General features: G+C 64.9%; 12 protein-coding genes. 2 read left to right on the top strand and 10 right to left on the bottom strand.

Annotated features, from left to right (window positions below; translation table 11 throughout):
- Window positions 1-4: 4 nt before the first annotated feature.
- From AC1MCD_RS07185 to AC1MCD_RS07155, 7 genes are all read right to left on the bottom strand, one after another.
- The gene (locus AC1MCD_RS07185) at window positions 5-466 is read right to left on the bottom strand and encodes a DUF1579 domain-containing protein (RefSeq protein WP_498677174.1); all 462 of its coding nucleotides are present in this window, start codon (window positions 464-466) and stop codon (window positions 5-7) included.
- Window positions 467-573: 107 nt separating this feature from the next.
- The gene (locus tag AC1MCD_RS07180) at window positions 574-1917 is read right to left on the bottom strand and encodes a M16 family metallopeptidase (protein ID WP_498677172.1); all 1344 of its coding nucleotides are present in this window, start codon (window positions 1915-1917) and stop codon (window positions 574-576) included.
- Window positions 1918-2045: 128 nt separating this feature from the next.
- Window positions 2046-4301: a polyribonucleotide nucleotidyltransferase gene (locus AC1MCD_RS07175; protein ID WP_498678224.1), complete on the bottom strand. Its 2256-nt coding sequence runs from the start codon at window positions 4299-4301 to the stop codon at window positions 2046-2048.
- 247 nt (window positions 4302-4548) lie between these two features.
- The gene (gene rpsO, locus AC1MCD_RS07170) at window positions 4549-4818 is read right to left on the bottom strand and encodes a 30S ribosomal protein S15 (RefSeq protein ID WP_190988665.1); all 270 of its coding nucleotides are present in this window, start codon (window positions 4816-4818) and stop codon (window positions 4549-4551) included.
- A gap of 216 nt (window positions 4819-5034) precedes the next feature.
- Window positions 5035-6294, bottom strand: a complete 1260-nt coding sequence (kynU, locus tag AC1MCD_RS07165) for a kynureninase (protein ID WP_498677170.1) — start codon at window positions 6292-6294, stop codon at window positions 5035-5037.
- Window positions 6291-7145, bottom strand: coding sequence for a tryptophan 2,3-dioxygenase (kynA, locus tag AC1MCD_RS07160; protein ID WP_498678223.1), 855 nt, complete (start codon window positions 7143-7145; stop codon window positions 6291-6293). The genes kynU and kynA overlap by 4 nt, the downstream gene beginning before the upstream one ends.
- 51 nt (window positions 7146-7196) lie before the next feature.
- Window positions 7197-8180, bottom strand: coding sequence for a bifunctional riboflavin kinase/FAD synthetase (locus AC1MCD_RS07155; RefSeq protein ID WP_498677169.1), 984 nt, complete (start codon window positions 8178-8180; stop codon window positions 7197-7199).
- A gap of 254 nt (window positions 8181-8434) precedes the next feature.
- Between AC1MCD_RS07155 and AC1MCD_RS07150 the strand changes: the two genes are divergently transcribed.
- Window positions 8435-9310, top strand: a complete 876-nt coding sequence (locus tag AC1MCD_RS07150) for a DUF937 domain-containing protein (RefSeq protein ID WP_498677168.1) — start codon at window positions 8435-8437, stop codon at window positions 9308-9310.
- Between the two features lie 107 nt (window positions 9311-9417).
- On the opposite strand, the gene AC1MCD_RS07145 is transcribed toward AC1MCD_RS07150, so the two are convergent.
- Genes AC1MCD_RS07145 through truB form a run of 3 tightly spaced genes read right to left on the bottom strand, consistent with a single transcriptional unit; the run spans window position 9418 to window position 11280 of the window.
- Window positions 9418-9984: a hypothetical protein gene (locus AC1MCD_RS07145; protein ID WP_498677167.1), complete on the bottom strand. Its 567-nt coding sequence runs from the start codon at window positions 9982-9984 to the stop codon at window positions 9418-9420.
- A gap of 1 nt (window position 9985) precedes the next feature.
- On the bottom strand, window positions 9986-10339 hold the full coding sequence (locus tag AC1MCD_RS07140) for a hypothetical protein (RefSeq protein WP_498677166.1): 354 nt from the start codon (window positions 10337-10339) through the stop codon (window positions 9986-9988).
- A gap of 2 nt (window positions 10340-10341) precedes the next feature.
- Window positions 10342-11280 (bottom strand): tRNA pseudouridine(55) synthase TruB, encoded by a 939-nt coding sequence (gene truB, locus AC1MCD_RS07135; RefSeq protein ID WP_498677165.1) that lies wholly within the window; start codon window positions 11278-11280, stop codon window positions 10342-10344.
- 69 nt (window positions 11281-11349) lie between these two features.
- Here truB and AC1MCD_RS07130 point away from each other — a divergent pair, with 69 nt between their 5' ends.
- On the top strand, window positions 11350-12513 hold the full coding sequence (locus AC1MCD_RS07130) for a pyridoxal phosphate-dependent aminotransferase (protein ID WP_498677164.1): 1164 nt from the start codon (window positions 11350-11352) through the stop codon (window positions 12511-12513).
- The last annotated feature ends 56 nt before the right edge of the window (window positions 12514-12569 follow it).

Raw genomic sequence — 12569 nt, 5'->3', positions numbered from 1 at the left:
GTGTTCATGCACGGCGACACTCGGCTGTCATGAACGGGACAAAGCTATGGCCCTCGCCGAGGCGCAACTCGGCAGAGTAGGTGAGTACGCCATCGGCAATCCGGAAGGTATGGTGGGCGGTCCCCCGGTCGCTATGGCGCTCCACGCGCAGGACCCCGTCCACCCACGTGCACCGGACCGGCGCTCCGGGGGGCAGGCCCGTGCTGTCGACGTAGTACCAGAGGACATCATGGTGGTCGGGGTCGACAGTGAACACACCATGGCCGTCGAAATGAGTGCCATTTGCTTCAGTGTGCCGGTAGCTCTGGACGACGGCGAACCCTCCCGCCGCCCGCGTGAAACTGATTTCCGCCACTGCTGAGCGCGCAGGGCCCCACGCTGACGGTGCAAGGCGTGTGTTTCCGCGCCAATGCCCTAGGAAGTCTTCCAACACGGCATGCACAGCGCCCGACTGGGGAGCATTCATGGCTTCATTATCGCCGGACAGGAAGGTCCTCGACAGAGTGATCCGGAGAAGGAGGTCCTAGGCTCGATGGCCCGGGTCGGGGAGACCCAGCCCCGGGAACACCCCCGTCAGAGGCCGAAGGTCTCAGTCTCCTCGAAGGGACCCACCACCGTGACGGTCCGTGGCGCGGCCGCCAACTCCCGGGCAAGGTCCTGGACCTCCTGGACCGTGACCGACTTGATGAGCCGCAACGTTTCGTCGATGTCCTGGTATTCGCCGGAGACGAGCTCGGCCCGGCCCAGGCGAGACATCCTGGAACCGGTGTCCTCCAGAGCCAGGACAATGCCGCCGCACAGCTGCCCTACCGCCTTGCGGAGTTCGTCGTCGGAGATCCCGCCTTCGGCGAGCTTATCCAGCTCCCGCCCCAGCAGGTCCAGCACCTGGCGCACTTTGGACGGTGTGCACCCGGCGTACATCCCGAAGTAGCCGGCATCAGCGTAGGAAGATGCGAACGAGTAGGTGGAGTACACGAGGCCACGCTTCTCGCGGATTTCCTGGAACAGCCGTGAGGACATCCCGCCGCCCAGTACGGCGTTGAGAACACTCATGACGTAGCGGCGATCATCCGTGGCCACGATGGTGGGACACCCCATGATGATGTTGGCCTGCTCCACTGCACGCTTGACCACGTGCAGGCCGGCAGTGCCGGCGATCTCGGCACGGGCAGTGGAGCGGCGATCAACAGGGGCGGCGTCCGACTCAAGCGACCAACCGGCAGAGTGGAGGGCCTCCACCACAAGGGTGCAGACGACGTCGTGCTCCAGGCCTCCGGCGGCGGTGATAACCAGCTCGTCCGGGCGGTAGTAACGCCGGTAGTGATCCCAGACGGAGTCCCGGGCCACCGCGCGGATGGCGGCCGGGGTGCCGCCGATGGGCCGGCCCAGTGGATGTGTGCCCAGCACTGCCGCAACAAAGTTTTCGTGCGCCACGTCGGTGGGGTCGTCACTGTCCATGGCGATTTCTTCCAGGATGACGTCGCGCTCTTGCTCCATTTCGGCCGGGTCCAGGACGGCACCCGTGATCATGTCCGCAATTACGTCAATGGCCATGGGCAGATCCGTGTCCAGGACCCGCGCGAAGTAGCAGGTGCTCTCCTTGGCCGTAGCCGCGTTGGACTCGCCGCCCACCTCATCGAAGGCCGAGGCGATTTCCAAGGCCGTGCGGCGCTTGGTTCCCTTGAAGAGGAGGTGCTCCAGGAAATGCGTGGAGCCGTGCTGGCCCGGGGCCTCATCGCGTGAGCCTACCCCTACCCAGAACCCGATGGTTGCCGAGCGCTGACCCGGCATCGCTTCGGTGAGCACCCGCACGCCACCGGGCAGCACTGAACGCCGGACAACGGAGCCGCCGTCGGAGCCGTGGACCAGGGTGTCGCCGGGCTGGTTCTGCTCAAGCGGCAGGGGTACAACAGTCAATTGAAGCCTTTCAGGAGCGGCAGCCGGATCTGGCTGCCATCGTAACAGCGGCGGGGCCGGTGGATCATCCACCGGCCCCGCCGATTCATGCTGTGATGCAGGAGGATGTTCCTCCGCGTCAGTGTGGACTACTCCGCTTCGGCAGCGCCCTCTGCAGCGGAAGCGTCAACGCTGTCGCCAGCGCCTTCCTCTTCAGCCACTACGGGGGAAAGCGACAGCTTGCCACGGTCATCGATCTTGGTGATTTCCACCTGGATCTTCTGGCCGACGGAAACCACGTCATCAACGTTGTCCACGCGCTTGCCATTGGCCAGCTTGCGCAGCTCGGAGATGTGCAGCAGGCCGTCCTTGCCCGGGGTCAGGGAAATGAAGGCACCAAAGGTGGTTGTCTTGACGACCGTGCCCAGGTAGCGCTCGCCGATTTCCGGAATCTGCGGGTTGGCGATGGCGTTGATGGCGGAGCGTGCTGCGTCTGCAGACGGACCGTTGGTTGCGCCAATGTAGACCGTGCCGTCATCCTCGATAGAGATGTCAGCGCCGGTGTCTTCCTGGATCTGGTTGATCATCTTGCCCTTGGGCCCAATGACCTCGCCGATCTTGTCAACCGGGATCTTGACCGCGATGACGCGCGGCGCGAACTCGGAGAGCTCGTCCGGGGTGTCGATTGCGGAGTTGATGACATCCAGGATGTGCAGGCGTGCTTCGCGGGCCTGCTTCAGTGCTGCCGCCAGCACGGAGGCGGGGATGCCGTCGAGCTTGGTGTCCAGCTGGATGGCCGTGACGAACTCGGACGTACCGGCAACCTTGAAGTCCATATCGCCGAAAGCATCTTCGGCGCCCAGGATGTCCGTGAGGGCTGCGTAGCGGGTCTGGCCGTCAACCTGGTCGGAGACCAGACCCATGGCGATACCTGCAACAGCTGCCTTCAGCGGCACGCCAGCGTTGAGCATGGAGAGCGTGGAGGCGCAGACTGAACCCATCGACGTCGAACCGTTGGAGCTGAGAGCCTCAGACACCTGGCGGATGGCGTACGGGAATTCCTCGCGGGACGGCAGCACCGGCACGAGTGCCCGCTCTGCCAGGGCACCGTGGCCGATTTCGCGGCGCTTGGGCGAACCCACGCGGCCGGTCTCACCGGTGGAGTACGGCGGGAAGTTGTAGTTGTGCATGTAGCGCTTGCGCGTGACGGGTGACAGCGAGTCGATCTGCTGTTCCATCTTGAGCATGTTCAGCGTGGTGACGCCCATGATCTGGGTTTCGCCGCGCTCGAAGATAGCCGAGCCGTGTACGCGGGGCAGAACCTCAACCTCGGCGGTGAGCTGGCGGATGTCCGTCAGGCCGCGGCCGTCGATGCGAATCTGGTCCTTGAGGATGCGCTGGCGCACAACCTGCTTGGTGACCGAGCGGAATGCTGCGGACAGTTCCTTGTCGCGGCCTTCGAACTGGCCGGCCAAGGCAGCGGTGGTTTCGTCCTTCAGCGCGTCCGTGGCAACATCGCGGTCCTGCTTGTCGGCGATCTGGAAGACAGCTGCCAGCTTCTCAGCGGCAGCGGCCTCAACAGCTGCGTAGACGTCGTCCTGGTAGTCCAGGAAGACCGGGAACTCAACAGTGGGCTTGGCGGCCCGTGCAGCCAGGTCAGCCTGGGCGTCGCAGAGTGCCTTGATGAACGGCTTGGCAGCCTCAAGGCCCTCGGAAACAACCTCTTCGGTGGGGGCAGTGGCGCCCTGTTCCTTGATGAGGTTCCAGGAGTTGTCGGTCGCTTCGGCTTCGACCATCATGATGGCGACGTCGTCACCGGCGACGCGGCCGGCTACAACCATGTTGAACACGGACTTCTCAAGCTGGGAGTGCTTGGGGAAAGCAACCCACTGCGAGCCGTTTTCGTCGGCGACGAGGGCAACGCGGACGCCGCCGATCGGGCCGGAGAACGGAAGGCCCGAGAGCTGGGTGGACATGGAGGAAGCGTTGATGGCCACCACGTCGTAGAGCTCGTCAGGGTTGATGGCCAGGACGGTCACCACGATCTGGACCTCGTTGCGCAGGCCCTTGACGAAGGCCGGACGCAGCGGGCGGTCCATGAGGCGGCAAGCCAGGATGGCTTCGGTGGACGGGCGGCCTTCACGGCGGAAGAACGAGCCCGGGATACGGCCGGCGGCGTACATGCGCTCTTCAACGTCAACCGTCAGCGGAAAGAAGTCGAAGCCTTCACGCGGGTGCTTGCCGGCGGTGGTGGCGGACAGCAGCGCGGTGTCTTCATCGATGTACACCATCGCTGCGCCGGCGGCCTGCTTAGCAAGACGGCCGGTTTCAAAGCGGATTACACGCTTGCCAAAGCGGCCATTGTCAATGACTGCTTCTGAGAACTGGATTTCGGGACCCTCCAAGAGAGTCACCTCCGTTTCTTGATCAACGGAGCCCAGCCGCATCAACCCAGGCCAGCATCTGTCTACTGGCCTGCACTGCACCCGGTCATCGATCGAGACCCACGGGCCGGGGCTTCCATCGTGGAAGCCGTTCCCGGGAATCACTACCGAGGACCGCGAATGCGTGATGCGGTTGATCCTCCTGTTTAATTTTTGTTTGAAGAAGGCGGCCCGATCCACATGGGAAAGGGCCGCCCCTTAAGCCTGACTAGCGGCGCAGGCCGAGACGCTCAATGAGCGCACGGTAGCGGGTGATGTCAGTGTTCTTGAGGTAACCAAGCATGCGCTTGCGACGACCAACCATGGCCAGCAGACCGCGCTGGGTGTGGTAATCGTGCTTGTGCTCCTTCATGTGCTCAGTCAGATCCTTGATCCGCTGGGTCAGGACTGCAACCTGAACCTCCGGCGAACCGGTATCGCCCTCGGACGTTGCGAAATCCTTGATGATGGACTGCTTTACAGCGGCGTCAAGTGCCACAATAACTCCTAGAGATGTGCCGTGAGGCCCGAATCAGTAATTCACTGCCGGGTCTGCCCGCGCGGAAATTCCCTGAATATCAGGGGCTTTCCATGCATGGCAGGAACCAGCCGCCACGGACTGCAGCCAGATCCAACGTTCAGTTTACCGGCAGCGCGGTGAACTGTCGAAACAGCCGCTCCGCCGCAAGGAAGGGGAGACACGGCTGGCGGGCAGTCACCGCTGCAGGAGATCCCGGATTGCGGCCATTCCCCGGTGCACTTCGGCGAAGCTGGTGCTCAGCGGCGACAGTCCAATCCGGATACCCTGCGGCGCGCGGAAGTCCGGGATGACATCCTGTTCCCACAGCGCCGCGGTCACGTTCCGGAAGGCCGGATGATCCAGGGTGATGTGGCTCCCCCTGCGTTCGGGATCCCGCGGTGACGCCAGCTCCACTCCCAGCGGCGCGAGCCACGGCTCGTAGAGCTCCACGGCGTAGGCGGTAAGTTTCAGCGACTTCTCTCTAATGGCCGCCATGCCGGTTTCCTCGATGAGGTCCAAAGTCCCGCGCATGGCCAGCATCCCGAAAATGGCGGGAGTGCCGCTGAGGAAACCCCGGATGCCGGGCGCCGGTTCGTAGCCGGCGGCCATCTCGAAGGCGTCCTTCCGCCCCATCCAGCCCCAGATCGGTTGCCGGAGGCCTGGCAGGTGGCGGGCGTTGACGTAGGCAAACGCGGGCGAACCCGGTCCCCCGTTGAGGTACTTATACGTGCAGCCGGCGGCAAAATCCACGCCTGCGCCGTCGAGGTCCAGCTCCACGGAACCGGCGGAATGGCAGAGGTCCCACACCACCAGCGCCCCCGCAGTGTGCGCAACTTCGGTGATGCTCCGCAGATCGGCAAGGAACCCCGAGCGGTACGCCACGTGGCTGAGAAGTACGACGGCGGTGGCTGGTCCGGTTGCGTCCCGCACCTGGTCAGGGGTCACCCCCCTTGCCGGATCGGCTTCGATCCAGGTGAGGGTCAGTCCTTCCTCCCGGGCGATTCCCTCGACAAGGTACCGGTCGGTCGGGAAGTTGTCAGTGTCCAGGACAATCTCTGTCCGGGCTGGATCCGCCACGGCGGCCAGGGCCGCGCGGATCAGTTTGTAGAGCACCACGGTGGTTGAGTCGGCAATGACGGCCTGGCCCGGCGCGGCGCCGAGGACCGCACGGCCCAACTGGTCGCCGATGGCCTGCGGGAGGTCCAGCCATTCCTCATCCCAGCCGCGGATCAGCCGCCCGCCCCAGCCGTCCTGGATGAAGGCGCTGATATCGGTCACGGTGCTTTTCAGCGGCCGGCCCAGCGAGTTGCCATCGAGGTAGGACAGGTCCGTGTCCGTGCCAATGAAAAGATCACGGCAGCGCGCCAACGGGTCCATCGCGTCAAGGTGCCCAGCCCGCTCGAGTCCGGTGGCGGCGTCGTGATCTTCCATCTTTGCGTCCGTGGCGCTGCTCATTGGCCGATCTCCGTCCGTACCGCGAAAAGCTCCGGGAAAAAGGTGAGTTCAAGGGCCTTCTGCAGGAACGCGGCACCGCTGGATCCGCCGGTTCCTGATTTCATGCCGATGGTCCGCTGCACGGTGCGAAGGTGCCGGAACCGCCACAACTGGAAGTTGTCTTCAAGATCCACAAGCTCCTCGCACGCCTCGTAGGCTCCCCAGTTGTCCGCCGCGTTTTCATAGATGTGCTTGAACAGCGGCACCAACTCCGGGCAGAACTCGTGGGCGCGGGTGACGTCCCGTTCCAGGACGGTTCGGGGCACATCGTAGCCCTTCCGCGCGAGGTACGAGAGGAACTCATCGTAGATGCTGGGGGCATTCAGTAGCTCCGTCAGCATGTCGTGGGCGGCCGGATCGGATTCGAACACCGGCAGCATCTTGCGGTTCTTGTTGCCGAGGACAAATTCCACCGCGCGGTACTGGCTGGACTGGAAGCCCGAGGAATTGCCCAGGAAGCCGCGGAACTGGGAGTACTCCGTTGGCGTCAGCGTAGCCAGGACCGACCATTGTTCGGTGAGTGTCTTTTGGATGTGTTTGACGCGCGCGATGCCCTTGAGCGCTGAGCCAAGATCGTCGGCACGCAGCCAGGCGGCCGCGCTGCGGAGCTCATGCAGTACCAGCTTCAGCCACAGCTCTGTGGTCTGGTGCTGGATGATGAACAGCATTTCGTCGTGGTGCTCGGGCTGGCTGACCGGCTGCTGGGCGCTGAGAAGAGTGGGCAACTGGAGGTAGGACGCGTAGCTCATCCGGGAACTGAAATCGCGGACGATCCCCTTGTCCAGTTTGCGGGTGTTCTTCTCAACGGTCACTGCGCTGCCTTTCTCCTTCACGATGGCCGCCTTTGGTTACCGGCGGCCCGGTCAGCGCAGTGCCAGGAGATCGTGGGCCTGGATGACGTCCAGCCGCATCTGGTCAACGAGCGCCTCAGGCCCACGGTAGGCCACCATGCCGCGGAGCCGCGCCACAAATTCCACAACTACTGTCTGGCCGTACAGATCGAAGTCCTCCACGTCCTCATGGGGGCGGTCGATCACGTGGGCTTCGACCTGGCGGCTGACGCCGTCGAATGTGGGGTTCGAGCCCACCGAGATTGCGGCGGGCCAGCGTTTGCCGCCCTGGTCAACCAGCCAGCCCGCATAAATGCCGTCTGCCGGGACAAACCCGCTGGCATCGTGGGCGAGGTTGGCGGTGGGGAACCCGAGGGCACGGCCGCGGGCAGCGCCGTGCACCACTTCGCCGCGCATGCGGTGTGGACGGCCCAGTACCTCTGCCGCCGTGGCGACGTCGCCTTCCTGCAGTGCTTCCCGCACCCAGGTGGAGGAACAGCGCCGGTCGGTGCCGCCTTCGCTATGCAGCGGGTAGCCTTCGGAGCCGAACTCGCTGATGACCTGAACGTCGAAGTTGAACTTCTCGCCCAGCTGCTTCATGGTGTCGAGGTCGCCGGAGTTGCCGCGGCCAAACCGGGCGTCGTGGCCGATGACGACGTGGCTGGCGTGGAGGCTGTCCACCAGGACCTGGCCAACGAATTCCTCGGGAGTCAGGCTGGCGAGGTTCAGCGAATACTTCATGACCAGGATGCCGTCCAGGCCCAGCTCCCCCAAGGCCACCAGTTTGTCCTCCAGGCCCATGATCATCTCGGGCGCGGTCTCCGGCCGGTGGATCAGCGCCGGATGCGGATCAAAGGTCACAGCAACGGCTTTGGTCCCGTTGAGGCGGGCGGACCGGATGAGCTCGGAGAGCACTTGTTGGTGGCCGCGATGGACGCCGTCGAAGTTGCCGAAAGTGACAACGGAGGGACCAAAGTCCGCCGGGACCTCGGACGGATCGTTCCAGATGTAGACCATCACCCTCGCCTTTTACTGCCTGCACTGACATCTATCCGAACGCGCCGGCGCCGGAACTCTCTAAGATTACCCGCATTAAGCATGCCTTCCTGACGCGGACCGGTGGCGCGCAGCAGGCGCGAAATCACGCGGCTATCCCCCTAGTAGCAGGCCGGGCGCCGGGACTACGATTCAAGGGCAGTCCTCCTACGACACACTGCGCGTGCCGTAAAAACCCATGTCCGCGACCAGCCGCGGCGCTGAAGGAGTACCTCATGACCGAGATTCACGACCTTCTCAACCAGATTGACGTTAACCAGGTGGCGGCGCTGCTGGGCACCGACCCGGCCACCGCGCAGTCGGCCGTGGAAGCGGCCCTGCCCACCCTGCTGGCGGGCATGCACACCAACGCCCAGGCTCCCGGCGGCGCCGCTTCGCTTCAATCGGCGCTCGGCCAGCACCAGGACGGCCTGCTCGACGGCGGCGTGGACGTGAGCCAGGTGGACACCGCCGACGGCGAAAAAATTGTTGGTCACGTGTTTGGCGGCCAGCAGGACCAGGTGGCCGCGCAACTGGCCGGTACTGCGGGGCTGGGTGGTGTGGGCGGTGACCTCATCCGCAAGGCCTTGCCCATCCTGGCACCCATCGTTATGTCCTACCTCGCCAAGAAGATCTTCGGGCAGGGCGGCCCGGGCAGCGGTCAGGCTTCGCAGCCCGGCAGTGTTGGAGCCGGTGGTGTTGGAGCCGGTGGTGTTGGAGCCGGCGGAGCTGGACAAAGCCAGGCTGGCGGCATCGACCTTGGCGGCATTCTGGGCGGAATCCTTGGAGCCGGCGCGGGAGCAGGTGCCGGAAGAAATGCGGGACCGGGGCAGCAGGGCTCGGTGTTGGACAGCATCCTGGGTGGCCTCGGCGGGCTGCTCGGTGGCGGGACGGGCGCCCGCGCTGGTACAGGCACGCCAGAAGAGTCCCCGGCAGGTCAGCGTCCCGACGCGGCACAGGAGCCCGGGCTCCAGCGCCTGCCCGGGAAGCGCTCCGTTCAGCCCTCGGAGGCCATCCAAGTGGATCTTCCCGGCGAGGAAAAGGCGCCGCCGGAAGATGACAAGTCAGACGGGCTGGGCGGCCTTCTTGGTGGCCTTTTCGGTAAGAAATAGGCGGTAAAGAGTAAATTCGGTAAGAAGTAAAAGCTTCCTGCGGTAAACCGGGGCAGCTGCCCGCATTGCTGGGGGCAGCTGCCTGTGGTTGGAGAAGGCGTTCTTGGCTAGTTCCCAGCGCCGGACAGGCGCTTGCCCGGCCGGCGACGGTACAGCCAGACCAGCCCGAGGATGGGGAGCAGCAGGGGTATGAACGCGTAACCCCGGCCGAAAAGCGACCAGACCGTTTCGTGCGGGAAAGCCACCGGATCGACGACACTCAATGCGCCCACCACCAGAACTCCGACGAGCTCCACCAGAACGGCGACCAGCGACACCTTGAACCAGGTACTGCCTGGCTTGGCCAGCGAAACGGTGGCCACGAGGTACACAACCGCGGCGAAAGCGGACAGCAGGTACGCCAGCGGGGCATCGGAAAACTTGGTCAGGATCTGGTAGCCGGCCCGGGCCGTGGCGGAAATGGCAAACACCGCATAGACGGCAATCAGCAGCCTGCCCGGCCCGGTATTGCGGGTGCTGCGGGCGTCGGTAGTGGCCGTGTCTGCGTGAGGTGTGTCTGTGCTGCCGGTGTCGGCGCCGGCTGAATCGGCGTTGCGGGCGTCCTTGGCGGAGGCCGATCCGTGGTTCGGAGTCGCTTCGGGATGAGGAGCATTCACGTTGCGGGCTTCTTCCATGTCAGTACCAGATCTGGTTCATTCGGGCGGCCATCACGACCGCGGTGACACCGACGGCGGCCAGGACAAAGTTGCTCCACCGGGTCCGTTCGAGGATGGCCCAGTAAACGGCGGCCGGTGGCAGGAGCATTGCCGTGGCCAGGTAGCCCCAGAATTCCCAGGCCTCCCCGGCGATGGGTTCGCCTGCGATCACCCTCACGATGGAACCCACCAAATAGACCACGAGTGCCAGTTCCACGGCTGCGACCGAAAGGATGGTGATGTCGTTGGGTGCCTTCTTGAAAATGCCGGCCACCAGGCAGGTTCCGCTCGAAAGCAGGCCCACCACAAGAATGATGTAGAAAAAGGCGTCCATACCTAGGCGTCCCTGCCGGCTACGTTTGCGGACGAAGCGTTCCCGGGCGCGAACACCAGGACCGGCTTGGCGAAGTTGCCCGCATCGGCCAACAGCGCCACCAGGCTGCCATCGGGCGCAAAAGCCGCCGCGGGGTGTTCGGTGGTGGCTGCCCCGGGGCTGCCGGCGGGCGCCCCTGCCGCGATGCGGCGGCCGAAGGAGATCTCGGTGGTTTCCTCAACAGACAGTTCGCGGTTAGGCATCAATGCCCGTGCCGCCTGGGACATTTCCAGGACAGTAAGCTCTTCGGCCAACTGCTCGAGGGTGCGGGCCTGGTCCAGGGAATAGGGCCCCACGTGGGTCCGGCGGAGAGCCGTGAGGTGCCCGCCTACACCCAGTCCGTCGCCGAGGTCCCGGGCGAGCGCCCTGATGTACGTGCCGGAGGAGCACTCCACGGTGACATCGATGTCTATGAGGTCACCGCCCCGCTCCCGCCGGATGCCGTGGATGTCGAAGCGGTGGATGGTGACCGAGCGCGCCGCGAGCTTCACTTCTTCGCCGGAGCGCACCCTGGCATAGGCGCGTTCACCGTTCACTTTGATGGCGCTCACGCTGCTGGGCACCTGCTGGATCTCGCCCGTAAGGGCTGTCACGCCGTCGTGAATTGCTTCATCGACGACGGCAGCGGCACTGACGGTGGCGATAACGTCGCCTTCGGCGTCGTCCGTGATGGTGGACTCGCCCAGTCGGATGGTGGCCGTATATGTTTTGGAGGTGCCCACGATGTAGGTCAGCAGGCGCGTGGCCTTGTTGATCCCCACCACCAGCACGCCCGTCGCCATGGGGTCCAGGGTCCCGGCATGGCCCACTTTCCGGGTTCCGGCAATGCGCCGCATCCGGCCAACCACATCATGGCTGGTCCATCCCTGCGGTTTGTCCACTATCACCAGTCCAGAAAGCACGCTCCCCAGTATATCGGCGCCGGCACCGCCCCCCGCCCACGTGATGGCGGGCCGGTTAGGATTGCAGGCATGCCTGAGCTTGCCGCGCACGCCCGCGACGTCCCCGTCAACCAGATCCGCGAAATCACTGAAGCTGCCTGGCGGACACCCGGTGCAATAGTGCTCAGTATCGGCGAACCGGGCTTCCCGCTGCCCCGCCATGTCCTGGAGGCCGGCATGGCCTGCCTGGACCGGGACGAGACCAACTACACGCCCAACGCCGGTATCCCTGCACTCCGCGATGCTTTCGCGGCGAGGTTCAGCGAGCGAGCCGGCCTGGACGGGCGCAGGATCGGTGCTGAGCGCGCCTACGTGGTGGACGGCGCCCAGCAGGGCCTGCACTTTGCCATGAGCCTCCTCCTCTCCCCCGGCGACGAGGTGCTGATCCCCAACCCCGGCTACCCCACGTTCGCCATGACCTGCCGGCTTTTGAACGCCGTTCCGGTGAGCTACCCGTTGTATCCGGACCAGGACTTCCAGCCCCGGGTCCAGGACCTTGAGGCGCTCATCACCGACCGGACGCGCGTCCTGATCCTGAACTCGCCGTCCAACCCGCTCGGGGCCGTCCTGGGTGAAGACCTGACCCGGCAGCTCGTGGAATTGGCACGCAGGCATGACCTCTGGGTCATTTCCGACGAGTGCTATGAGGCGTTCACGTACGATGTTCCGCACGTCAGCCCGGCACGGTTCGACAGCGATGTCCCCGGCGAGGCGCGCGTCTTCACCTCACTGACCCTGTCCAAGACGTACGGACTGACTGGCCTGAGGATCGGCGCGCTGATCTGTCCGCCTGGCCTGGAGCGCACCATGAACAACGTGATGGAAGCGATCGTCTCCTGCGTCGCTTCGCCGTCGCAGTATTCAGCTCTGGCGGCCCTGACCGGGCCCCAGGACTACGTACGCGAAGCCCACGCGCACTACCGCGCCAACAGGGACGCGGCCTCCGCAGTGCTGGCGGCCAAAGGCATCCGCTACTTGAGCGCGCAGGGTGCGTTTTACCTCTGGGCCGACGTCTCCCATGCCAGTGGCGGCGACGTCCGCGGCTGGACCCACAGCTTCCTGGCCGACTCCGGCGTGGCACTGGCGCCGGGCACGGCCTTCGGCTCCATCGGCGAGGGCTGGGTCCGGATCGCACTGTGCGGCGACCGGCCGCAGCTCGTTGAAGGCCTCGGCCGGTTGCCGGGACGCAACTAGCACAGGGCGGCTATAAACAGCGCGCCTAGGACGGCCGGCCCGGTTAAGACAAGTCG

The sequence above is a fragment of the Arthrobacter sp. BF1 genome (assembly GCF_056680215.1).
Note: the sequence above shows the minus strand (reverse complement) of the source record. Positions and strands in the feature narration are given on the sequence as shown.

Bases quoted from the DNA above. Each gene is read 5' to 3' on its own strand.
- AC1MCD_RS07185 (WP_498677174.1), bottom strand. From the start codon at position 466: ATGAATGCTCCCCAGTCGGGCGCTGTGCATGCCGTGTTGGAAGACTTC.
- kynU (WP_498677170.1), bottom strand. From the start codon at position 6,294: ATGAGCAGCGCCACGGACGCAAAGATGGAAGATCACGACGCCGCCACC.
- AC1MCD_RS07155 (WP_498677169.1), bottom strand. From the start codon at position 8,180: ATGGTCTACATCTGGAACGATCCGTCCGAGGTCCCGGCGGACTTTGGT.
- AC1MCD_RS07150 (WP_498677168.1), top strand. From the start codon at position 8,435: ATGACCGAGATTCACGACCTTCTCAACCAGATTGACGTTAACCAGGTG.
- AC1MCD_RS07145 (WP_498677167.1), bottom strand. From the start codon at position 9,984: ATGGAAGAAGCCCGCAACGTGAATGCTCCTCATCCCGAAGCGACTCCG.
- AC1MCD_RS07140 (WP_498677166.1), bottom strand. From the start codon at position 10,339: ATGGACGCCTTTTTCTACATCATTCTTGTGGTGGGCCTGCTTTCGAGC.
- AC1MCD_RS07130 (WP_498677164.1), top strand. From the start codon at position 11,350: ATGCCTGAGCTTGCCGCGCACGCCCGCGACGTCCCCGTCAACCAGATC.